The sequence below is a fragment of the Deltaproteobacteria bacterium genome (genome assembly GCA_016180845.1).
Classification (GTDB): domain Bacteria; phylum UBA10199; class UBA10199; order JACPAL01; family JACPAL01; genus JACPAK01.
On record JACPAK010000003.1, the window covers coordinates 1 to 22,656 of the forward strand.

General features: G+C 50.6%; 19 protein-coding genes. 9 read left to right on the plus strand and 10 right to left on the minus strand.

Annotated elements, in window-relative coordinates:
• The 4 genes from HYT76_05755 to HYT76_05770 form a co-directional block, all read right to left on the minus strand.
• Positions 1-555 (minus strand): hypothetical protein (locus tag HYT76_05755; protein ID MBI2083055.1); only part of this gene is annotated, 555 nt, incomplete at its 3' end.
• A 175-nt stretch (positions 556-730) separates the two neighbouring features.
• Positions 731-1,288: an elongation factor P gene (gene efp, locus HYT76_05760; GenBank protein MBI2083056.1), complete on the minus strand. Its 558-nt coding sequence runs from the start codon at positions 1,286-1,288 to the stop codon at positions 731-733.
• A gap of 155 nt (positions 1,289-1,443) precedes the next feature.
• Positions 1,444-1,719, minus strand: a complete 276-nt coding sequence (locus HYT76_05765; GenBank protein MBI2083057.1) for a type II toxin-antitoxin system RelE/ParE family toxin — start codon at positions 1,717-1,719, stop codon at positions 1,444-1,446.
• A 6-nt stretch (positions 1,720-1,725) separates the two neighbouring features.
• Positions 1,726-1,995: a type II toxin-antitoxin system Phd/YefM family antitoxin gene (locus tag HYT76_05770; protein MBI2083058.1), complete on the minus strand. Its 270-nt coding sequence runs from the start codon at positions 1,993-1,995 to the stop codon at positions 1,726-1,728.
• A 113-nt stretch (positions 1,996-2,108) separates the two neighbouring features.
• Here HYT76_05770 and HYT76_05775 point away from each other — a divergent pair, with 113 nt between their 5' ends.
• Entirely contained in the window at positions 2,109-3,206 is a 1,098-nt protein-coding gene (locus HYT76_05775; protein MBI2083059.1) for a hypothetical protein, read from the plus strand.
• An 88-nt stretch (positions 3,207-3,294) separates the two neighbouring features.
• Entirely contained in the window at positions 3,295-3,693 is a 399-nt protein-coding gene (locus HYT76_05780) for a hypothetical protein (protein MBI2083060.1), read from the plus strand.
• A gap of 43 nt (positions 3,694-3,736) precedes the next feature.
• Here HYT76_05780 and HYT76_05785 read toward each other — a convergent pair whose 3' ends face one another.
• Positions 3,737-5,839 (minus strand): hypothetical protein, encoded by a 2,103-nt coding sequence (locus HYT76_05785; GenBank protein MBI2083061.1) that lies wholly within the window; start codon positions 5,837-5,839, stop codon positions 3,737-3,739.
• A gap of 206 nt (positions 5,840-6,045) precedes the next feature.
• Between HYT76_05785 and HYT76_05790 the strand changes: the two genes are divergently transcribed.
• Positions 6,046-8,370: an AsmA family protein gene (locus HYT76_05790; protein MBI2083062.1), complete on the plus strand. Its 2,325-nt coding sequence runs from the start codon at positions 6,046-6,048 to the stop codon at positions 8,368-8,370.
• A 123-nt stretch (positions 8,371-8,493) separates the two neighbouring features.
• Positions 8,494-11,070, plus strand: coding sequence for a PAS domain S-box protein (locus HYT76_05795; protein ID MBI2083063.1), 2,577 nt, complete (start codon positions 8,494-8,496; stop codon positions 11,068-11,070).
• Here the strand turns inward: HYT76_05795 and HYT76_05800 are convergent.
• The 3 genes from HYT76_05800 to HYT76_05810 all read right to left on the minus strand — a co-directional run bounded on the left by HYT76_05800 (position 11,057) and on the right by HYT76_05810 (position 13,991).
• Positions 11,057-12,694, minus strand: coding sequence for an indolepyruvate/phenylpyruvate decarboxylase (locus HYT76_05800; protein MBI2083064.1), 1,638 nt, complete (start codon positions 12,692-12,694; stop codon positions 11,057-11,059). The genes HYT76_05795 and HYT76_05800 overlap by 14 nt on opposite strands.
• A 75-nt stretch (positions 12,695-12,769) precedes the next feature.
• Complete coding sequence (locus HYT76_05805; protein ID MBI2083065.1) at positions 12,770-13,339, minus strand: thrombospondin type 3 repeat-containing protein; 570 nt, start codon at positions 13,337-13,339, stop codon at positions 12,770-12,772.
• Positions 13,340-13,406: 67 nt separating this feature from the next.
• On the minus strand, positions 13,407-13,991 hold the full coding sequence (locus tag HYT76_05810) for a hypothetical protein (protein ID MBI2083066.1): 585 nt from the start codon (positions 13,989-13,991) through the stop codon (positions 13,407-13,409).
• 126 nt (positions 13,992-14,117) lie between these two features.
• Between HYT76_05810 and HYT76_05815 the strand changes: the two genes are divergently transcribed.
• The 4 genes from HYT76_05815 (at position 14,118) to HYT76_05830 (ending at position 17,387) form a co-directional block, all read left to right on the plus strand.
• On the plus strand, positions 14,118-15,530 hold the full coding sequence (locus HYT76_05815; GenBank protein MBI2083067.1) for a hypothetical protein: 1,413 nt from the start codon (positions 14,118-14,120) through the stop codon (positions 15,528-15,530).
• A gap of 66 nt (positions 15,531-15,596) precedes the next feature.
• Positions 15,597-16,565: a quinolinate synthase NadA gene (gene nadA / locus HYT76_05820; protein ID MBI2083068.1), complete on the plus strand. Its 969-nt coding sequence runs from the start codon at positions 15,597-15,599 to the stop codon at positions 16,563-16,565.
• Between the two features lie 172 nt (positions 16,566-16,737).
• Positions 16,738-16,977 (plus strand): AbrB/MazE/SpoVT family DNA-binding domain-containing protein, encoded by a 240-nt coding sequence (locus tag HYT76_05825; GenBank protein ID MBI2083069.1) that lies wholly within the window; start codon positions 16,738-16,740, stop codon positions 16,975-16,977.
• Positions 16,974-17,387: a type II toxin-antitoxin system death-on-curing family toxin gene (locus HYT76_05830; protein MBI2083070.1), complete on the plus strand. Its 414-nt coding sequence runs from the start codon at positions 16,974-16,976 to the stop codon at positions 17,385-17,387. Before HYT76_05825 ends, HYT76_05830 begins: the two co-directional genes overlap by 4 nt.
• Here the strand turns inward: HYT76_05830 and ligA are convergent.
• Together ligA and HYT76_05840 are read right to left on the minus strand one after the other, a co-directional pair.
• Positions 17,384-19,330: an NAD-dependent DNA ligase LigA gene (gene ligA / locus HYT76_05835; GenBank protein MBI2083071.1), complete on the minus strand. Its 1,947-nt coding sequence runs from the start codon at positions 19,328-19,330 to the stop codon at positions 17,384-17,386. The two genes, HYT76_05830 and ligA, sit on opposite strands and share 4 nt — an antisense overlap.
• On the minus strand, positions 19,327-19,980 hold the full coding sequence (locus tag HYT76_05840; protein ID MBI2083072.1) for a histidine phosphatase family protein: 654 nt from the start codon (positions 19,978-19,980) through the stop codon (positions 19,327-19,329). The genes ligA and HYT76_05840 overlap by 4 nt, the downstream gene beginning before the upstream one ends.
• A 109-nt stretch (positions 19,981-20,089) precedes the next feature.
• On the opposite strand from HYT76_05840, the gene HYT76_05845 reads away from it, so the two are divergent.
• Positions 20,090-22,642 carry an insulinase family protein gene (locus HYT76_05845; GenBank protein MBI2083073.1) on the plus strand — a complete coding sequence of 851 codons (2,553 nt, stop codon included), beginning with the start codon at positions 20,090-20,092 and terminating at the stop codon, positions 22,640-22,642.
• The last annotated feature ends 14 nt before the right edge of the window (positions 22,643-22,656 follow it).

Here is a 22,656-nt window from a genome sequence, read left to right on the forward strand (position 1 = left end):
CGCCACAAAACACAACGGATCGATTCCCTCCATTGCGCACGAGGCCCCCATGACACACCCCGATTTCGTCAACAGATCCAATGTCGTCAATGTCGTCTCGGGCGTCGCATGGCAGGCGATTGATGTCGTGGTTCCTTCTTCTACAGAGGCCTCACAGTAGTTCCGGATGTCGTACTTACCCGCCTCATCGGTAAACTTTATATAAAACCTCGCCTTCCAGCTCGTTGTCGTCGCATCCGTCGGTTTCAAATCCTCCAGCACCGCCGCCAGTGTGTAATTCCCGCTCGTATCGGTCGTCGCATCCCCCAGATCCTCCCCCTCCAGTGTAAACACCTCGCCGGTGAGACCCGAACCGGCACTGTCGGCTGTTGCATTCTTCATCACGAGTCCTGCCACCAATGCCGAAGAGGAACTGGAAGGAATCGTCACCGTCCCGGTTACACTCACCGTCGACTTCGCCGCATCGGTCGTCGTCGTCCCCTCCTCTGAAGAGGTCTCCGCCACACCACCACATCCCCAAATCCCGTTAAATGCAGAGGAGTATACAACACCCACGAGGGTCAAAAATGTTAAGACTCGAAACAACGACAGGAACATCGGTCATTATAAAGAAGCAATAGGCATGCCAAGATTCCTCTTAAAAAAACCATTATAAATCAGAGTGATAACAGAACACCCTGATAGGAAAGGGGTTCGAAAAAACCCGTTTTTGTTAGGTTTTTGACAGTGATCACACCCTCTCGAGGTACTCGTCAGTTCCGGTATCCACTCGCACAACATCCCCTGTCTTCACAAATGGGGGAACCTTGACGGTGAGACCATTCTCGAGCTTGGCTGGTTTATAGGAAGCGGCGGCGGTCGCCCCCTTGACCGGAGGGTCGGTATCGACAACCTTGAGATCCATTGTCGCAGGGATCTCGATCCCAACAGGGGAGTCATCGTAGAAATCGACGGTCACCTTTGTATTGGGCTGGAGATAATGGACAGCAGAACCGAGTATCTCGGCAGAAAGCGAAGACTGTTCATAATTGACCGAATCCATAAAGACATGATGGTCTCCCTCTTGATAGAGATACTCCATCTCCTTCGCCTCGAGTGTCGCCTTCTCCACAGAATCCTCAGAACGATAGCGGTAATTAAGTTTAATCCCATCTTTCAGTCGCTTCATCTCGACTTGCATCTTCCCGCGCTTATTTCCCTGGGTTAAATGTTGAATCGTCAAGACACGGCAGAGCTCTCCCTCATAGAGAATAATCATCCCAGCTCTGATTTGCGTTGCTTGAATCATAATATCGGGGGGCGACTACGTCGACTTCCCCCCCGCCACCCCCCACATGTATTCGCTCGCGCGAAGTGAATTCGACGCTCGCTTATGATACTTATTGCTTACCATAATTGCTCTATAGGGGATGATAGTGAAGGATTCAAGGAGTTCGTGAACTTTTATCTGCGGCCGGTCAATTCCTGATAGATTGTCTCTCGCGGCCCGATGGTCACAATATCAATAACCGTCGATTCTGGTAATCGATAAATAATCCGAAATCGTCCGACCCGAAGACTCCAGAGCCCCTCAAGCTCCGCATGAAGTGGTTTCCCCTCATGAGGATTGTCTACAAGGGCCTCGAGACCACCCCTCACCTTTTGTTTGAGAGAAGGAGGAAGATGGGCAATCAAGGAAACCACTTCTGGAGGAATGCGAAGTCGACGATGAAGTAACATAGAGACTTAGGAGTGAGTAGAACGGAATAATTCCTCAACACTATAGGTCTTCTTGACCTTCTTTAAGGCCTTGAGTCCCCTGCGAATCTCCTTCATAAAAGGCTTGTTGGCGCGTATCGCCTGGGTTTCCTGCCAGCTCTCATACTCATCACCGCTCACAATAACGGCCGCCACCTTGCCATTTTTGGTAATCGTCACCACTTCATCACGTCCTTTGACCTGATCAACGAGTTCACTCAGTTTCATTTTAACTTCAGAAAGTGACAGTGTCTTCATAAGTCCTCAATTCTGGTCGACTAGAATTCAGGTCTATCGTGAGCTTCTCGAGTCGTTTTGTCAATCTGCTTTTTTTCTGGCCTACTCTCCAAAAAAACATTATCAACCGATCCATGAATCGGATAACTCGGGGAGGGGAACTTCTTCTTTTTTTTATTGCCCTGACCTTTTCAATCAAGAATGCCGAGGCGGTTCCCTACTTCGCCGTCATCGCGAACACGCAATGCAGTCATTGCCACATCAATCCGACCGGTGGGGGGATGAGGAGCTCGCATGGGGTTGGGCTTTATAGCGAGTTTGCCCTCAAAAAAACAGCTCACCTTTTCGATAATAAATTCAAGGGTCAGATCAATCCATATATCGGGATCGGTGGCGACATCCGGCTTCAGCACCTATCGACCATCGAAACGCCGCGTGCCAATAACATCACGATTCCCTGGGGGGCCCTTTATCTTCGAGCCGACCCGATCAAATATTTTACCTTCTACACCGATACCGATCTCGCAAACCTCACGAGCCGCGAGATCTACGGGATGATCCATAATGGGATGATCTCAGACCACGACATCCCGACAAAACTCTGGCTGAAAGCGGGACGGATCAATCTCCCGTACGGCCTTCGACTCCCCGATGACAGCTCTTTTATCCGAAGCGATCTTGGGTTTACCTTTGCTGGCCAGGACCTCGGTGTCGAAGTGGGAGCAGAGCCGGGACCGTTCCGGTTGGCGCTCGCTGTCACCAATGGTGTCGGTGGTGGTGCCGGTGACGACAATGGCAAGAAGGCATTCACCTGGTTTTCCGAATGGCATCGAAAAATTTTCAGGGCCGGTGGTTCCTTTTTCTACAACGACAGTCTGGTCTCCCGAACACTCTCCGGTGGGATTCATTCCGCCCTTCATCTTTGGAAATTCGCGATCCTCGGTGAGATTGATCTCCAAAGGGTCCGGACAAACGTCGTTAATCTCTCACGAACCGTTTATGTCGGTTATGGTGAGATTGACTATGAGCTGACGCAAGGGCTGTTTCTGAAGGGGGCTTATGATGCGATCGATGATAATTTGAGAGGATCGGGGCTTCATCATCGGGTTAGCGGAGGGTTGGAGATTTTTCCGATCCCGTTTCTGGAGGTAGATTTGTTGTATCGGATGCGACTTGGTAATGGGGCACTTGGGGATGATCAGATTATGGGGATATTTCATGCATTTTTTTAGACAAAATCCCCCCTTGCCCCCCTTTGTCAAAGGGGGGTTGGGGGGATTTAAAAAAATAAAAATTCTCCTGATATTATTTCTTTGGCTCATGTTTCTCGCCTGCGGCGGAGATGAGGCAGAAGACGATTTGACGCCTACCGACCCAGGCACTGCGGGGGGCGGATCAACCCTTTCAGCCACCCTTTCCAGCATCCAGACCAACATCTTCACGCCGACCTGCGCCACTTCCGGCTGTCATAGTGACGGAAGCGCCTCTGCAGGGCTTATCTTGACCGACGGGAATTCCTTTTCGAATCTGGTCAATGTCACCAGCACAGAAGACTCATCCCAACTTCGGGTGAAACCGGGTGAGCCTGACAATAGTTACCTCGTGAAGAAGATTGAAGGGAATGCCGGGACACGAATGCCACGAGGAAGCTCACCTCTTTCTTCGAGCGAGACTCAGGCGATTCGTGATTGGATCTCTAACGGCGCCGAAAATAACTAGTCCTGAACCTGCCTGCTGTGAGCCTGTCGAACTAGTCGAAGGATCAGGGCGTCGCACAGCTCGCATTCCCAAACGTCTGAACACAGCTCGCCCCGACTGTGTTGCTTCCAACCATATTCGTGCAGGTTCCTGATTGAACCGTCATCGTAATCGTAAAGCCGCTGCATCCGAAAGGTGATAGGGCACCCGTCACTGTATTGGCCGATGCGAAGGTACAGCCAGCCGTTGTCGTCGTACTGCTTGTTGTCCCGCTAAAGGTATTCCCCGATTTAGGCCCGGAATAACCACCGGAGGACCATGAGTTATCCGCTTGGGTAATGGTTGTAAATTGCATCGCCATGCTATTCGCTGTGGCAGCACAGGTATTGGCTGTTAGAGAGCCGGTCGTCAAAGTAAAGGAGCTTGGCAGATTATTCGAGGCACAGGCACCTGCGGTGCAGATCCCTAAACTGCACTGTGCAGCAACAGAACAAACTTCAGCAACCTGACCTTGACCGAGCGGAGTACAGCGTCGCGCTGAAGTTGTTCCACCGCAATAGCTGGAGCTGCACTCTAAGTTGGCGGTACAGGTCTCAGCATTTGCCTTACTGGTGGTGGTTGTTGCCGTCGTTGTCCCAGTCGAATAGCAGGCAAGCCTTGTCGCATCCGTCGTCGCGGTACTGAGACAGGTGTCGACCGTGCTTGTCCCGGTCGCCGTGATCGTGGCCAGATTACTCGTAAATGTGGCATCGGCCTTCGTCGGATCGTAGGCCGCCCCTTGAGACCCGATGTTTGCATCAAACAAGGTATTGGTTCGACTGATCGCCTCAGCACTCCCGGCCGCTGTCCCAATCCCCTTGTCCTTGAACGTATCTCCCCACGACTCCCCCAAACTTCTTAACTTGCCAGCATCAGTCGTCCCCCCGATCGCATCAAGCGTACTCTTCATCTTATCAAACACATTCTGTAACGTCCCATTCGCATCGACAAAACCACACGCCAGCGGGTCCATCCCGCACCCTGCTAATGTCCCGACCAACGCCTCCGGTTTAAACTTCGAAAGATCACAACTCCCGGAAGGACAGTACTGAGACAGCGTCGCGAGAAGCGTCTTGTCCAAATTTGTCGTCTTCTTCATCGTCTCGAGCTCAGAGCCATCCTTCGCATTCGCGTAGATCGCTGCGAGTTTCGAGGTATACGTCGGATTCTTCTTGCATAACTCACAGGCCGATCCCGTCTCCCCCTCCGAAATCGCCTTGATCTCCAGGGTCAGGCTCGCTGACTTTCCTGATCCCCCCGCAATGTTCGTATAAAAAATGTCCCGAAGCGTCGAGGCTGCTGTCGCACCAGTTGAATATTTTGAAGAAATATCCGAACCAACACCGCATGTCGTCAACTGATCCCCCGTCAGACTCCCAGCTTGCGCTGCCGCCATCATCGCCTCCGCTGAGGCGAAACCGAGCGCTCCAGGGGTTGTCGCCGCCATACACTGCCTCGCCACCTCCTTCACCGCACCGACATCATCCTGAACCCCAGTCCCGGTCGTCGGATTCGCATCCTTATAAGTCTTCTTCTGCAATTCCACATAACAGAGTGGATCGATCCCCTCCATCGCACACGATGCCCCAATCTGACACCCTGACTTGGATAAAAGATCGGCCACAGTCAGTGTCGTCTCGGTATCGGCATCACAGGTGATCGAGGTCGTCGTCCCCTCCTCGACCGTCGTCTCGCAGTAGTTCCGGATATCGAACTTCCCTGTCGAATCGGTACACTTGATATAAAATCGCGCCTTCCAGCTCGTAGAAGTCGCATCCGTCGGTTTTAAAGAAGAAACCACGGCGGCCAATGTATAGGCCCCGTTTGCATCAACCGTCACCTCCCCCAGATCTTCCCCCTCCAATGTAAACGCCTCACAGGTCATCCCGACCGCCGCTGACGGCGTGTCCGACGCCGCATACTTTATCCCAAGCGTTGAAAGCGCTGATGCCGAGGTTGCAGGGGCGGAGATCGTTCCGGTGAGATTGACGGTGGGTGCCGCAGCATCGGTCGTTTCCGTGGCACCTCTCGTGGCACTTCCACATCCGAATTGCGTCCAGAAGAGGGGGGATATAAAGAAGAAAGAAACGATCATCAAAACCAAGATTTTAATTTTAATGGATCCCATGACTGCCCTCCCTGCCCCAACCATTAGTTTTTTAGTTTCCCACCCCTAAACCCAGCAAGATTCATTCCAGAAAAATAGAAAATTAATAGACTGATATCATTCATCTTTTTTTGATTGGAAAGAATAAAGGGGGTATAAAAAAACCCTTTTCTAACAAAAAAATGACGGTATAACGATTCCTCTCACATCTAAATGGGGAGGTCTCAATGAAACGAATTAAAAAAATCGGAATGATCGTCGGAGGGACTCTCTTCCTCTTGATCGCCACTATCGTGATCCTTCCCTTTGTGATCGACGTGAATCACTTCAAGGATCCGATCATCCAGAAGGTCGAGGAGAATATTAATGGCAAGGTCCATCTCGATCGAATCGGACTCAAGCTTTTCCCTTTTATCGGACTTCGGCTTGAAAAATTGGCGGTCACGAATCTCCCCGACTCTCCCTTCAAAGACTCTCCTGTGGTCAAACTGGGGGAACTTGATTTCAAGATCCATCTGAAAAGCATTCTCAAGAAAAAGATCATCGTCACCCTCCTCCTGAATCAACCTGAAATCCAGTTTATCAAAACAGCAGAAGGCTCAAATATTGATGCCCTGATCAAGAAAAAGGAGACGGCCCCGGGTCCCCCTGTAGAAGCACCACCACCGGAACCGAAACCGACTGAGGAGGTCAAAAAAGCCCCCCCACAACTCCCTGCGGAGCTGATCATCGAGGAGATCAGCATAAAAGAGGGATCACTACTCTTTGACGATCGTGTCGCCCAAAAACCACCGCTAAAGGTTGGCGGCTTTCGACTTCGGATTACGAATGCGGTCCTGACCGACACGAGCAAGCCGATCGGGATCGATCTCGGCATGAGACTCTTTGACCAGGAAAAAGAAAACTTGGCCTTTCAGGCCGAGGTCGCTGTCGATCAGGTCAAGAAGAATGCAACGCTCAAGGATGGAAAATTGACTGTTGCCGGCTCTCCGATCCTGATGAATCTCGTCGTGGAAGATTTCGAAAAGGAACAAAAGGTCGATGCGACACTCTCCGCACCTGCCTTCGCCATGAATTCGGTCTACTCGCTTGTCCCCGATGCCAAAAAATCTCTCCCACCGGGGACCAAGTTCGAGGGCTCTCTCACACTCGATGTCTCAGCGAAAGGAACCCCGAAGAATATCGACTTGAAGACATCGCTCGATCTCAAACAGGCATCGATCGTCTACGGCCCTCTTTTTTCAAAACCGGCCGGTTCGACACTCGATGCCTCCATTGCGGTGAACTACACGCCGGAAAAGGTGACGATTCAGACACTCGCCTTCCACCTCCTTTCTGCAGCGCTCACAGGAGACGGAAGTCTCGGAATGACAGGAACACAAGAAGTCGCGATCAACTTAAAAACCAATCCACTCAATCTGAAGGAATTGATCGGCCTCTCACCCGCGAACAAGGCATTGAATGTGGACGGATCCCTCCAGCTCGGTCTGTCGGCCGCAGGCCCCACAAAACCAAAACCGGACGTCGCGATCTCCGGAAACCTCTCTTCGGAAAAGCTGAGTTATGAAAAATTTACACTGACCTCACTCACAAGCTCTTTTTCCTTCGCGAATCAAGTCGCGAATCTGAAAGAGCTCGCCTTCACCCTCTTCGAGGGGAGATTTTCAGGGACTGCCGTCGTTGATATGAAAAACCCGAAGCAGATGGGGTGGGATTCGACACTGAAGGTCGAGGGGATGAATATCGACATGGCGCTCACACAAGTCGCTTCATTGCCTGATGTGTTAACCGGGAAGGGGAATGTCGATGTTGTTCTGAAAGGATCCGGAACCAAACCGGAAGAGATCAAAAAGACAGTCTCCGGCACCATCGGCCTCGCCTTGAATGACGGCGAGCTGAAGGCGGTTAATCTTGGGCCAGCAATCTTCTCGGAAAATTTATTAAGCGGAATGGACAAACTTGGCCAAATTTCCGGAGGGAAATTTGGTCAGCCCGGTTTTGTGCAAAATCTGCAGAGCACCCCCTACCAACATCTTGCGATGAACATGACGATTCAGGATGGGAAGATCCAGATCTCCAAATTTGATCTGACTCACACGGAGAACCAGATTGAGATGGGTGGGAACATGGATCTCGATCTCAAACTCGACCTCGCCGGGAAATATATCCTCTCGAAGCCGGCCACGGAGGCGTGGATCACAAACGAAAAGGTCCGTCCCTACGTCACCGATTCGGAAGGGCGTTTCTTAATTCCGTTCAAGATTTCCGGTGAACTGAAGAGCCCGACGATCTCGCCTGACTTCGCCTATGTCAATGAGATGGTCGCGAAGGCGGTCTCCTCGGCCGCCACTGATGAACTGAAGCGCCGCGCCGCCGAAGAGGCCGATAAAGCCAAGAAGGTCGCTGAAGAGAAGGCAAAGGCAGCTGCAGATCGCGCCAAACAAGAGGCAGCGGCAGCCCAGTCACGCGCGGAAGAAGAGGCGAAGAAAAAAGCCCAAGAGGCGGCACCAAAACCGGCCGATGTGGGAGAAAAATTGAAAAAGTTGTTTTAGGAGCTATGTACACTACTGGATTACAAAAATCAGAAAGTTTTCTTGTAACTTATCTCTTAATCTTTTACCATTTCCACGCAGGTTTAGAGGGACAAATATGAAGCATCGACTCCGGAGGCAAGTATGTCTTCCCTCAAAAGCCTTATTGCGGAATTAAAGAATTTCCGAACAATTCTTTTGATCGGATTGATCGGTCTTGCAACAACCTTTACCGTTTTTTTTACTGCCCTCGAATTCCGGACCGGCCGCCTCCAAAAAAAATTCGAGGAACTCGCGAGGGAAAGAATCGAAACGATTCAAAGGGAGATCGACAGCTACAAGAACGACCTTCAATCAAGCGAGGCCGAGGGAGATTCCTTTGAGATTGAGAATCTCAAAAAAAGGCTGATCGCTCGTCGCCCATATGTCGTCACCGTGGAGTGGCTTCCCCTCTCCGTATCGACTCAAAAAGGAACCATCCCCTTCCTCCCCTGGAAGGTCATGGAGAAATTACCACAAAAGGGGGATGTCATGGCGACCGCTCAGGAGACCTTTCTTTGTCTTTACCTCCCTGTTTTTCAAAAAGACTCCGGAAAATTGTCAGGATTCGTGAAAGAAACAATTCACCTGCCCCAGTTGGCACTCTTGGCCCTTTCACCATTCAAACCAATGGGAAATATCATTGAATTTCTCGACTTGACCGAACAGAAAAAGTTCCTCTTCACCATCGATAGGGGAGGAGACGTCAAGGCAGACACACAAGGGACGATCTCCCGCTTCTTTTTTGAAAAGGAGATTGAGATCCCACCCCTCCGTCTTCAACTCAGATTTTTATCAACCCCTGCCTACGTCAAAAACTATCAGCCATACGATCCCTGGTTCTTTCTCCTCCTTGGATTTACCCTGACTTTTTTTCTGACATCCTATCTGTGGAACAGCAAGAGAGAACATGAAACTGTGGAAAAACGAGTCGTGGAAAGGACATTGGAACTTATCGAGGCGAAGAAACGATATCAGCGACTCGTAGAAAATCTTCCTGATTGCGTCTACTCCGCATCGGTTGATGAAAAAGGAACTATCCTCTTTATTTCAAAAAGATGCGAGGAGTGGAGCGGATTTACCCCCGAGGAATTTTATAAGGACCCGATGACCTGGTTCCTCACTCTCCATCCCGACGACCGGGAAAAGACGATCGAGGCCTTCGGAGAATCGGTTCTCGGAGGGAAGTCTTTTCAACTTGAATACCGTATTGTTCACAAAAAGACGGGGAGAATTCGGCTTATCAGAGACAAGGGGACGCCTGTCCTCGACACCTCCGGAATGCCGATACGGCTCGACGGGATCGCCTCCGATATCACCCACGAGAAGGAGATGGAAAAGGAACTGATGGATCACCTGAAAGAACTCGAAAAAACGAACCAGGCGATGATCGGGAGGGAGTTGAAGATGATCGAGCTCAAGTGTCAGATCAACCTGCTCTCCCAAAAGGTCGGGGAAAAAGAACCGTTTGGCCCCCTCTCCGAGATTGGGCAGGAAGCGATCAAGAGGGAAAATACAGAGGAGAAACACCTGGCGCTCCTGAATCTGATGCAGGACCTCATGGAGGAAAAGAAACAATTGGAGCTCTCTCAAGAGACGTTGCGACACAGTCAAGAACAACATGAACGTCTGATTGAAGACGCACCCGACCCCATCGTGGTTCTTGATGGCAATGGATTTATCCGGATGATCAATCCCGCTACCGAAAAGATCTCAGCCAGGCCAAAAATAGAATTGATCGGTTGCCATTTGATCGAATGGGAGGCCTTGAAAAAGGATTCTCGCTCCAAAATTCTGTATGAACTTGAAAAAATTCTCGAGGGTCCCTCTTCTCCCCGTTTTGAGGTTGAGTTCATACATCCCACGAGAGAAACGCCCCTCTTCATGGAGGCACATGCCCACCTTCTGGGAGGAAAAGGTCATTTCGTTCAGATTATTTTCCGAGACATTACCGAGAGGAAACGGCTCGAGACACTTAAGGATGAGTTTATCGGCCAGGTTTCACATGAATTAAGAACCCCCCTGAATGTGATCGAACTCGGCCTCTCCAATCTGCAATCAGGACTTGCCGGCCCTCTTAACGAAAAACAGGCCCAAATCATTGAAAGAAACAGCCGCAACGCCAAACGGCTGGCGCAATTGATCGACGACCTCCTCGATCTCTCACGTCTTCAGTCAAAGGCGGTTGTGCCCCGACTGGAAAAAGTCTCTCTCAATGATCTGATTCGTGAAACCCTTTCCAATTTCCCCAAAAAAGAGGCTATTGCTATCGAGGAAAAGATGGAACCCCAGCTCCCTTCGCTGGAATGCGATCCGGAGATGATTGGTCGCGTGATCACAAACCTCCTCATGAATGCGAGCCGGTATGCACGCTCAAAAATTGTGGTTCAGACAGAAAAAGCTCGATTTCAGAATCAGGAATCACCAACAGAAATCTTAACCTCTGTCGCGAACGATGGCCCCGGTATCCCGCCCGACAAAACCGAGGAGATTTTTCAAAAGTTCACCCAATTAAGCAGAAATGGTGCCGAAAACCACTACAAGGGAGTGGGGTTGGGTCTCGCCATCTGCAAGGAGATCATGGAAAAGCATCATGGCAAAATATGGGCAGAAAGCGATGGAATGAACGGCGCGAAATTTTATTTCACTCTTCCCCTGCGGAAAAATTTTATCGTGAATTAACCTTCCGGCTCTTTTGAAGATCTCCAATATATTTTTGAAGTGTCTCGGTAATATCTCCCGGCTGGAGCAGAACCTCGATCAAGGAAAAACGGTTCGAGGCATACACCTTCCAGAGCGCTTCTTTAAATTCTCTCGGTGTCTTGACCAAAAAACCATCCCCTCCCCAGAGTCTCGCCATCTCGCTATAGGACCACGGGATCAGATTGTTGTAATTCGCCGGGAGGATCGACTGGAGCATCCCCCATCGTTCGTTATTCAGCAAAATCACAATCGGGTTCACCCCATAGCGGGAGCAATGCGAAATCTCCAACCCTGTCATCTGAAAGGAACCGTCGCCCAGAAGAATGATCGGTCTCTCCCCCCGCCCAATCTGAACCCCCAGTCCGGAAGGAATGGCAAAACCCATCGTCGCATAAAAGGCGGGCGCCATCACGCGATCAGCCTGGATTTCATAGGAAATAAAAATCGAATCCCCCGTATCGGCAATAAGGATTAGTTGTTTTTCATTCTGCAAAAAATAATTTGTGATCTGGACAATATCGCGTGTTGTGACTGGTTTGTCGGTCAGTTCAGGAAGTGAAAAGCGTGGGAGTTGTCTCGCCTTGAACTTTGACTTCTTCGAACGGATCTTGGGGGAGGTCAAGAGTTTCTCAAGCAGCAGAGGGAGAGAAGTATTTTCATACTTATGATGCCGGATCGTCATCTGATGCCCGAGCGCATGAATAATCTTGTTCGGATCCATCCTCAGGAAATGGTAGGAGAGATTCGTATCGGCCATGAGGGATCCCAACAAAATGAGGCAATCGGATCCCTCGACAATCTCTTGAACACCAGACTCGCTGGCATCCCCAAGGTAAGTCCCGACATATTGAGAATGATTTAAGGGAAAAGTCCCACGCGCGAGAAAATCGGACGCCACAGGACAACCCAGTTTTTCTGCCAGGGCGACGACCTGTTCCCGGAGACGACGGCGGTGGACCTCAATGCCCACTACGAGGACAGGCCTCTCGGCCTTCTGAATCTGCTCCACCATCTCTTGTGACGCCTCTTCGAGCCCCCCCTGATCAATCGAGATCTTGAATCGTGTCATTTCCTTGGGGACAAGAATTTCCTGATCGACCATGTCACGTGGGAGTTCGAGATAGACCGGTCTCATCGTCTCGAGCGCCACATCGATTGCTCGACAGATCTCTTCGTATGCGGTTTCAGGATTGTCCAGGACCGCAGCGTACTCAGTCACCTCTTCATAGATCTTGAGCTGGGTCCTTGGAGATTTCACCTGATGGTGGAGAAGAAGCCCCTCCTGCGGCTGTCTCCCCGGACCACCACTGATCACCACCAGCGGGGTCATTTCGGCATAGGCGCAGGCGACCTGGTTGATCATGCTGAGCCCCCCGACGCCATAGGTCACACAGACAACCCCCAGAGAGGCCCCGGATCTCGCATAGGCCTGAGCTGCAAACCCGGCCCCTGCCTCTGTCGACAACGGGACAAATTTCAGATTTTTCCTTTTTTCGATCTCCAGACAGAATTGAACAATGTAATCCCCTGGCACGCCGAAGAAAGTCGAGACCCCTTTTGCAGAAAGGAGATCGATCAGTGCATTTGAAAGTGTGGTCTTCATAATGCTCCCCCAACAACTGATGAAGCGATGCTAGTCTCTTAAGGATTGACCGTCAAAAAGAATAATAGGGAAAGTTTATCGAATGAGGGCGCAGCCAGGGCCCGTACTTCCACTAATAATCCCATCGGGAAGTGATTTTTGAGGGAGAGATTCCTCGGTCGAGGAATCGCAAAGATCCCCGACCCGATCGTGATCGGTATCCTGTTGCCCGGGGTTAAAGACGAACGGACAGTTGTCGGTTTCATTCAGAATCCCATCGTCATCCTCATCTCCGGTCGGGAGAACGCTGGTCGTCGGATTAATCTCCGGTGGTTTGACTTCGACCAACTGGTCACACTGTTTTGCGAGGGAATTTACAGGATCAAACGGTTCACAATCAAAATAATCGGAAATGCTGTCTCCATCGGTATCCCAATCATCGGGGCTTGTCAGGAGCGATCCGGACTCAAGTTCATTTTTGAGCCCATCCCCATCCCGATCTTCATCGCATGAGTTCCCTATCTGATCCCTATCCAGATCCGCCTGATCCTCATTGGCCACCGTCATGCAGTTATCGATCCCATCCTCAACCAGGTCCCCATCGGTATCGGCGGCACTGAGGGATAGTGGAAGAAGCGTCGCTGAAATAATCAATAATGATTTCAAAACGTTGTTCGGTCTCACGTTAGTAATTATCGGCGAGGGAGGGAGAAAGTTGCCTGATTAAGACGATCTAAGACCAACTGGAAGAATCGTGGGATTGATAGGTCTTTATCCCAAGCCCTATTGAAAGACCAACGACGAGACTTAAAACAGCGGCAGCCGCCATTCCTCTACGAGTGCCGGCTACCGCTTTTTTAATTCGGTAATAGCGATTTGTCTCCATATAGGTAACAAGTTCTTCCGCATAAGCAGCAAGAAAATCTGCCTTAGCGGAACCAGCCAATCCAGTGCTGGCTTGAGGCGCATTGTACCACAGACGATATTGTTTAATGCTTCTACCTGCCACTTTATCAATAAGAGAGGCGGGCAATCTCCCGACAAAACCGTAACCACCACTACTCCGTCGTAAATCAGTGATAAACCGGCGCGCAACGGGGAATTGAACCTCATGGCTTCTCGCAAGGATACCGGCAAGGTAGTTGTCGTAGATATGGCACCCTTGCTGATAGATTGTCCGCCCATAAAAAGGAGCTGACTTTATGTCCATCTTGGCAACAAATTGGTAAGCCGCCATGCCGGCAGAACACCAGATTGCCGGCTTGGCAATATCAAGCACACAGTCTCGTAACGCCCTCTCTTTTATTCCATCTCCCATAGCTTCATTTTTGTTATCGGCTAAAAAACAAGATCGTTGCTACTTTTTCCACATTTTCCACAGAGGGAGGGCGGAATATTAGAAACTTTTTCCACGGAAGAGCCGATAACATAAGTGGAGTTTCAGATGATTTTGAATACACCACCAGCATCCGTAGTCACACGCTTTTTCCTTTACGGGACCCTCTCGGCGGTGACCGACCACCTCTTTCTTTCGACTACTGGAGAAAAGAGGGAAACGCCCAACCATCTGCTGCTCTCTTTTCTGATGGGTGGCATGGGCGGAATCGGCCTCCTGAATCAACTTAAATGGTATAGGGCCCTCGAACAAACAGGCTCCTCTCTGCTTCATCGAGGGAATCTCAGACAAGCAGCGATCATTTTTTCACAACTTGGAATGGTCGAGGGGGGGCTCTTTGGAGGGCTGAATAGCCTCGTTGGGACAAACTCAAAAGAAGCAGAGACACCGAATGAAAAGGGACTCCGTATCCTAACAGCCTCCCTGTTTGGCGCTATTTCGGGGGGGCTTCTTTCTCCACTCCTCAGAATCGCTGGCCGGATTCCACTCAATGCAACCCAAGCCCCTCATCCTGCCTTGGCCTCCACATCACATTCCCGTGTGACTCATGAAGTTGGCCCTCCGCAGTGTCTTATGGCAGGAGAGGCGGTCCCATCGACAGATACCGTCAGAAGAATCAAGGAATTAACACCCCACTTTTTTGAAACAATCGATGCAGAGGGGATCCGGCAATTCGAGCAAGATCTTGGATTCATCCTCGATCACCCAAAACTCAAGACAAGCTTTTTGGCTGAGCAGCTCCGGTTTGCCCGTGAAAGTGTTTTACATCGACATGACCCCGTTCTCTATATCGACAATAGTGGCATGGGGACATGGGATCTGGATTCCCTGGTCAATTTCCCTGACCGCTCATTTCCCCTTTCAATCGGATTCTCCGCCTCCTGTCCTGACTTGCTGGTCGGAAACATAAAAGCCTATGCCCTTAATGGAGAGCGTGCCGTCATGACCCTGCACATGCGACTCACCGCCTCGCGCATGGCACGATGGCTCGTCGAGAATGAGCCCCTCTTCCTTACCTATACGCGAGGAGATGGGGGCAATTTCGATCGTTTTCCTACGATCGCTGTTCAAAAGCTTTTTAAAGAGATGGCCTCAGAGAGGCATGCCTCCCTGCTTGTCTTCTCAAGTTGGAGAAATAACATGCGAGAGGAAGCGACAAAAATATTAACAGATGCCGGCTTCCCGCCAGAAACCGTTGTTTACACATGGGGAGCGATATTTGAGGATGTCTATAAGTTGAATGCGGTCAAGGATCCGAGGGCGATTCGCTCCGTACGACATTGGGTCTCTCGTGTTGAGGCGCCATGGCGCTACCATCGAGAACTGGTCCGCTGTTGGGAAGATTTTATCCGTTCTAGAAAGGCAGCTACCGGGCTTTCCCGAAGGGAGTTTATGACAACCCGGCTCAAAGAGGCTGCCGCAGCTGAAGGACTTTACTTCCCCGATGAGCTCTACTACTAGCTTTCTCTGCGTAAATAATCCCGTCGTTTGACAACCTCTCGGACGCAGCAGTACATTATTCAATAGATGGAGACCAAGAACAGAAACCAGGACCGTCCGATGAATCCAGCGCTCGATCTGGAAAAGGAGATCCTCCGCCTCAAAAAAGAACGGAATGCGGTGATCCTCGCCCATTTTTATCAGGAATCCGAGATTCAGGACCTCGCGGACTTTGTCGAAGATAGCCTTGGTCTCGCACGTCGCGCCCAGAAGACGAATGCCGATGTGATCGCGTTTGCCGGCGTCGACTTCATGGCGGAGACCGCAAAAATTCTGAATCCGAAGAAAAAGGTTGTTGTCCCCGATCTCGAGGCGGGGTGTTCCCTAGAAGAGAGTTGCCCGCCGGAGGCGTTCGCTGAATTCAAGGCAAAACATCCGGGGCACCTCGTCATCTCTTATATTAATTGTAGTGCGCGCGTGAAGGCGCTCTCTGACATCATCTGCACCTCGTCGAATGCCGAAAAGATCGTCGCCCAAATTCCAAGAGACCAACCGATCATCTTTGCCCCGGATCGAAACCTCGGCGCCTATCTATCGAAAAAACTCGAACGCCCGATGGTCCTCTGGAACGGTAGCTGCATGGTTCATGAGATCTTTAGTGAAAAAAAGATGATCCAACTAAAAGAAAAACATCCCCGAGCGCTCGTGATCGCGCATCCCGAGTGCGAAGAACAGGTCCTTCGACATGCCGATTTTATCGGTTCCACATCGAAGCTTTTGGCGTTTGTTCAAGAGAGTCCCTCAGAGGAATTTATCATTGCGACTGAAGTAGGCATTTTACATCAGATGGAGAAATTGGCCCCCGGCAAAAAACTGATCCCGGCCCCACCCGATGGAAACTGCGCCTGCAATGAATGTCCCCATATGAAAAAGAATACGATGGAGAAACTCTATCTCTGCTTGCGGGACCTGAAACCGGAAATCACGATGCCTGAAGAGTTGCGCCTCGCCGCCCTCCGCCCGCTTCAGCGGATGTTTGAGATGACTGATTTCTAACAACAAAACTAAACCCCCTTCGAGAATTCATTCAAATGACTACCGCACTGACCGCACCACAAATCATGGACGAGCTCCTCCTCCGGCTCCATATTCCTCCCTCGAGCCAGTGACGACGACTGCTTGACTTCGAATGAAAGACGTTATAACTTTGTTCAAACAAGGGCTGTTTATGGAAAATTCCAGAAAATTGACAAAGATCGGTAACAGTTACGGGTTAATCCTTCCCAAGGAGGTACTCCGACTTTCGGGAATTGACCCAAAGGCAGGTTGTCGGGTTGCCGTTGAGAAGGAACGGATCATTATTGAGCCGGCCAAGCATGAAAAGAACACGGACAATGAAGTGGCACGTGCGATGGTTCGATTTATAAAAAAATACCGGGCCGATCTTGCAAAACTCGCCTCCTCGTGATCGTCCGCTATTTAAAGATCGAACATGTCATGGCCCTGCACGAAACGGGCATTCAGCAATTCGGCGGAATTTACGGAATACGCGACAAGAACGCCCTGGATGCTGCAATCATGCAACCTCGACAATCGTTTGGTGGCGTCGATCTCTATCCAACCCTTTTTACCAAAGCAGCGGCTTATGCCTATTTCATTTCTCAAAATCATCCCTTCCTCGATGGAAACAAGAGAACCGCCATCTCAGCCGCAGCCGTATTTCTCGATTTAAACGGTTATGAAATCAAAGCCCCCGCAGGAGCGATCTACAAGCTGATGATCAATGTGGCTGAAAAGAAGTTTACGCCTGAACAACTGGCAACCTGGTTTTATAAAAATTCCCGCCGTAAAAAATCGTCTTCGGAGGTGAACGCCTAAAGTCCTACCCATTTCCTCCACTCCCCCTCAGAGAGAATCTGGACCTTCCCCCCTTTTGCCTGAAGCTTTTTGGCCTTGTCGAGTTTGGAACCAGCTCCCCCTCCGTCTCCAACCACGAGATAGTCAAGATCCTGCGTCACCCCACCCGCGATCTCTCCTCCTTTTCCCTCGACTAATTTTTCCGCCTGCCCACGTTCCATGGCGAGAAGCGAACCGGTGAAGAGGAATTTTTTGCCGAAAAATGGCCCTTCTCGTAGGGGCGACCCCGTGCGCGGGGTCGCCCCTACCAGCGTCACGTGACGCAACAATTTCTCTATCACCCCTCTCCTCTTCCTCAACCCCTCCACCACCTCCCGCGCAATCACCGGCCCGATCGTGTGGATCGCCGAGAGCTCCTCCTCGCCAACCTTCAATATCCGGTCAAGCGTCTTGAACTCACGAACGAGAATCTTTGAGGTATGCTTCGCCAACTCACGAATGCCAAGGGATCGCACGAAGAGATCGAGCGGGAGTTGCCTCTTCGCCTGGATATTTCCAATCAGCTTTGTCGCGAGGATTTCCCCCATCCTCTCAAGTTCGAGAAGATCCTCTCTCTTCAATTGATAAAAATCGGCCGGGTCCTTCACAAATCCATTTTCGTAAAGTTGGGCAATTAATTTTTCTCCGAACCCGTCGCATTCGATCACCTTGATAAAATGCTCGAGCTCCTCCATCTTCGCCTTTCGGCAGCCCCCTTTGTTGGTACAATAGACAAAATCATCAATGAGCTCTGTGGCAAAACCACACGAAGGGCATTTCTTCGGCATTTCAATCGCCGCCCCCCTCCCCGCCTCAACAACCGACTCCAGATTCGGGATCACCCCTCCCCGCCTCATCATCAAAACCTTTGATCCCTTTCGAAGACCAAGCTTCTTCATCAATCCGTAATTATGGAGAGAAACGTGTGTCACAGAGGCCCCGGATAGCTGGACAGGGTCGACGACCCCTACCGGCGTAATCACGCCGGTTCGAGCGACGCTCCATTCCACATCTTTCAGGGTTGTCACACCGGAATCCCCCTGAAATTTGTAGGCGATCGCATACCGCGGATGGTGCGCGGTAAATCCGAGCCTCTCCTGCTCCTTCACCTGATTCACCTTGAAGACGACACCGTCCGTTTCATAGTCCCACGAGTCCCTCTTCGAGAGGAAATAGTCATAGGTCCCCTGCATCTTCTCCTTAGGGATCTGACGAGCCTCTACCGTCGGAATATGAAAGGACTTCAAGAGTTCAATCTTCTCCCCCTCTGACTTCAAAGAAAGACCGAGAATGTCGTAACCGAAAAAAGAGAGCTGATAGTCGCGCGTCTTCCGAGGATCCTTTTGCTTGATCGCCCCCGCTGCGAGATTTCTTGGATTGGCAAATTCTCGTTTGTACTTCTTGAAGACGGAGAGTTTCATATAAATCTCTCCCCGTATTTCCGCTCCCCCCTTTGAAAAAGGGGGGCCGGAGGGGATTTTCTGGGGGATATCTCGGATCATCCTCGCATTCGCAGTAATATCCTCCCCGACCATCCCGTCGCCACGCGTTGCAGCGAGAATAAGCTCCCCTTTGGAATTATACCGAATCTCCGTCGCGCACCCATCGATCTTCGGTGAGGCGATGAGATCCCCCTCAAACTTCTCGGCCCACTCCTGGATCTCCTTCTCGCTATAACACTTATCGAGCGAGAGCATTTCAGAGGTATGCGAAACTTTTCGAAACTCTTTTTGTTCAACCGAAAAATCAGGTGGTATTTCAGACAAGACAGGCGAGTCCGGGTTCAGCTTTTTTAAACGGAGAACCAGTTGGTCAAACTCGTAGTCGGTGATCTCCGGTTTCTGGAGTTCAAAATAGAGACGGTTATGATGCCGAATCGCCTCTTCCAGTTCTTTGACCGTCATCCTGGCAATCTTCAGTGTCACTTTTTTGTGGAATTCGGAAGCGGATAAAGCTGATCAGTTCTCGAGAAGACTTTTTCCAGATTGGTATGACAATTAATTCCAAAAACTCCTGAGCTCTTCCCATTTAGCCAGAGGATAGAGACAGCAGCGTTGTCGATCCTCATGCGCAACATCTCATTTAAATCCAGGTTCATGTAGTGCGTCAGGATTACCTTGATCACATCGGCATGACTGACCGCCATGATCCGTCCCTTACGGTGCTCCTTCCGCATCATTTCCACCCAACGCACCCCCCTCTGCCAGACATCCTTCATCCGCTCGCCACGAGGGGCCTGGGCCTTCGCCGGATTCGTATGATAGAGTTTGAAGGCGGGGTAACGACTCACCTCATCGAATGTCTTCCCCACCCAATCTCCATAATCGATTTCAACCAGCTCAGGAACCTCGACAACCCTGACACTCCTCCCCTTCGCCAAAATCCGCGCGGTCTGGATTGTCCGTTTCAGCGGGCTCGTGTAAACTGCCTTAATCTCAATAGAATCCAATGACTTCGCCGTCTCTTCCGCCTGCTTGATCCCCTCCCGATTCAGGGGGACAGGACGCCCCCCCATGATCCGGCGGTTCTTGTTCCAATCGGTCTCACCGTGTCTGATAAAGAGGATCTCGAGCATGTCGCCTTATATAGCGGAGATTTTTTCAGGATGCAACTTGAGGAACTCAATTTTTAGAGATCTGGGAAAAAAGTTGAATTCCTTCTTTATTTAAGCGACGTATCCAAAAATGGACAAGCCCTTCAAAGCAACACTTCCAAACGGCCTTCGAGTGATCCTCCTCCCAAAAAATGACGCGCCGGTCGTTTCGTGGAATCTCTGGGCCAATGTCGGCAGTGTGAATGAAACCCCTGAGACCGCCGGTATCTGTCACCTGATCGAACATATGCTCTTCAAGGGCACCTCACGGCGGCCGGTCGGACAGATTGCGAAGGAGGTCGAGGCATCGGGCGGTGAGATGAACGCCTACACCAGTTTCGATGAAACGGTCTTCTACATCAACATGTCGAGCAAGAAGCTCGATGTCGGGCTGGATATCCTGGCAGACGCCGCCGCGGATCCCACTTTTGATGCCACTGAGTTAACACGTGAAAAAGAGGTCGTCGTCGAAGAGATCTCGCGCGCTGAAGACAATCCCTCGCAGATGGTCAGCGAAGATCTTTTTAAAAAGGTCTTTGCCGTTCATCCTTACGGCAAGCCGATCGCCGGGGATCGCAACACCGTTCGGGAGGTCTCGCGCCAAACTGTGATCGATTTTTATCGACAATGGTATGTGGCCTCGAATCTCCTTCTGATCGGTGTGGGTGATTTCGCCATCGATCCGACAATCAAAAGAATCGAGGCACTTTTTAACAAAATTCCTGCTGGAACCGCTCCCCGTCAAGAGATCCCGATCGAACCTCCCCAGACCTCCCCCCGTCATGTCACACGAGAGATGGCGGTCGAGGGGTATTATCTCGATCTGGCCCTCCCCGCCCCCTCCCTGAAACATCCCGATGTCGCGGCGCTTGACCTCCTCGTTCAAATTTTAGGAGGCGGGGCCAGCTCCCGACTGGAACAAACGGTTAGGGAAAAGAAAAAACTGGTGAGTTCTATCTCTTCCTCAAATTTTATCTCCCGCTATCCCGGTGTGATTGCCATCGGGACCGTCCTGCAGGATGGAGAATTGAAAAAACCTCTTCAGGCGATCTGGGAGGAAATGGATCTCTTGCGTCACGAGAAGGTTTCCGCCGTCGAACTGACACGGGCTCGTGATAATATCCGAAGCACACGCATTTACGAAAAGCAGACTGCCGAACGTCTTGCCAGAAAGCTCGGTTTTTTTGAAGGTCTGGCGGAAGATCTGGAATTTGAAGAACAGTATTATCGAAAGATTTCAGAGACGACCGAAGGCGATCTTTTGGAACTCGCCCAACGCTATTTTGTTCCGGAAAAGCTGACGCTAGCCCTCTGTCATCCAAAGGGAAAATTAAAACTCTCGCCTCAGAGTCTTTTTTCTTCCCTTGGGAAACCAACATCAAGGAAACCGAAACCGACTTCGCCTTCCGTCTCTTCTTTCACCCTCTCTGAAGGAGTCCGTCTGCTGGTTCGGGAAAACAAGACACTTCCGATCCTCTCCATGCGAAGCCTTTCGTTAGGAGGTAGTCGTTGGGAGACAAAGAAGACCAACGGAATTTCCCATCTCGTTTCGATGCTTCTGACAAAAGGGACGACACACCGTACGGCACGTGAAATCGCCGAAGCAGGAGAGAATATCTGCGGAAATTTCGATGGCACCATGGGACGCAATCTGATCGGCCTCTCCGGAACCTTCCTTTCGGAAAAAGAGACCGAAGGGGTCGAGCTTTTCTTTGATCTCCTTTTTCATCCCTCATTTGCCGAGGAGGAGATCAAAAAGGAAAAAGAGACCACCTATACAATGATCCGAAATCAGGAAGATTCACTCCCCAATATCGCCATGAGACATTTCTTCGAATCCCTCTACCCTCAACATCCTTACGGCCTGCAGCCTTTGGGGACAATCGATTCCGTCCGCAAACTCAAGCGGCAAGATCTCTTCCGCTGGTACCAACAGGTCCTTCACCCCAAAAATATTGTCATTTCTATTTCCGGAGATGTCGATACCAACGAGATCAGGGAAAGAATCGAAGAAAAAATCAGGATAGGAAACGACTGGAAGTTTTCTTCCCGCTTGAATCTTCCTCGTTTGGCCAAGGTCTCGCCACCGAAAAAACCAAAAGAGGTCATCCTCCGGAAAAAAGAAAAATACCAGGCCCACATCGTCTATGGTTTTTTAGGAACCACACTCACCCATCCGGATCGTTATGCGCTGGATGTCATGAATGCGATCCTTGCCGGTCAGGGGGGGCGCCTCTTTCTCGAACTGCGTGACAAAAAGGGACTCGCCTATTCCCTCTCCTCATCGAGTACCGAAGGAATCGAACCGGGCTACTTCATGGTCTATATGGGGTGTGATCCGACCAAGCTCGAGATCGCTTTAGCAGGGATCAAGGATGAACTCAAAAAAATCGCCACGGAAAAAACGCCTGAGGAAGAGATTTCACGAGCAAAAAAATATCTGATCGGTAATTATGAACTCGAACTCCAGAAAAATTCTGCCGTCGCCGCGATCCTCGCCTCAAATGAAATTTACAAGATCGGCTGGGAGGAGCTCTATCGTTACCCCGAACAGATCGAAAAGGTAACGGCGAATGACATTCTACGCGTTGCCCAGAAATACCTGCGACAGGATCACTCCGTGCTGTCGGTGGTAAGACCTTAGGGATTATTTCTCAA

Excerpts from the sequence above, each read along its gene's own strand:
- HYT76_05815 (MBI2083067.1), top strand. The coding sequence starts at position 14,118 with ATGATTTTGAATACACCACCAGCATCCGTAGTCACACGCTTTTTCCTT.
- HYT76_05780 (MBI2083060.1), top strand. The coding sequence starts at position 3,295 with ATGTTTCTCGCCTGCGGCGGAGATGAGGCAGAAGACGATTTGACGCCT.
- HYT76_05765 (MBI2083057.1), bottom strand. The coding sequence starts at position 1,719 with ATGTTACTTCATCGTCGACTTCGCATTCCTCCAGAAGTGGTTTCCTTG.
- HYT76_05790 (MBI2083062.1), top strand. The coding sequence starts at position 6,046 with ATGAAACGAATTAAAAAAATCGGAATGATCGTCGGAGGGACTCTCTTC.
- HYT76_05810 (MBI2083066.1), bottom strand. The coding sequence starts at position 13,991 with ATGGGAGATGGAATAAAAGAGAGGGCGTTACGAGACTGTGTGCTTGAT.
- HYT76_05770 (MBI2083058.1), bottom strand. The coding sequence starts at position 1,995 with ATGAAGACACTGTCACTTTCTGAAGTTAAAATGAAACTGAGTGAACTC.
- HYT76_05775 (MBI2083059.1), top strand. The coding sequence starts at position 2,109 with ATGAATCGGATAACTCGGGGAGGGGAACTTCTTCTTTTTTTTATTGCC.
- efp (MBI2083056.1), bottom strand. The coding sequence starts at position 1,288 with ATGATTCAAGCAACGCAAATCAGAGCTGGGATGATTATTCTCTATGAG.
- HYT76_05840 (MBI2083072.1), bottom strand. The coding sequence starts at position 19,980 with ATGCTCGAGATCCTCTTTATCAGACACGGTGAGACCGATTGGAACAAG.
- HYT76_05825 (MBI2083069.1), top strand. The coding sequence starts at position 16,738 with ATGGAAAATTCCAGAAAATTGACAAAGATCGGTAACAGTTACGGGTTA.
- HYT76_05795 (MBI2083063.1), top strand. The coding sequence starts at position 8,494 with ATGTCTTCCCTCAAAAGCCTTATTGCGGAATTAAAGAATTTCCGAACA.
- HYT76_05785 (MBI2083061.1), bottom strand. The coding sequence starts at position 5,839 with ATGGGATCCATTAAAATTAAAATCTTGGTTTTGATGATCGTTTCTTTC.
- HYT76_05800 (MBI2083064.1), bottom strand. The coding sequence starts at position 12,694 with ATGAAGACCACACTTTCAAATGCACTGATCGATCTCCTTTCTGCAAAA.
- HYT76_05845 (MBI2083073.1), top strand. The coding sequence starts at position 20,090 with ATGGACAAGCCCTTCAAAGCAACACTTCCAAACGGCCTTCGAGTGATC.
- nadA (MBI2083068.1), top strand. The coding sequence starts at position 15,597 with ATGGAGACCAAGAACAGAAACCAGGACCGTCCGATGAATCCAGCGCTC.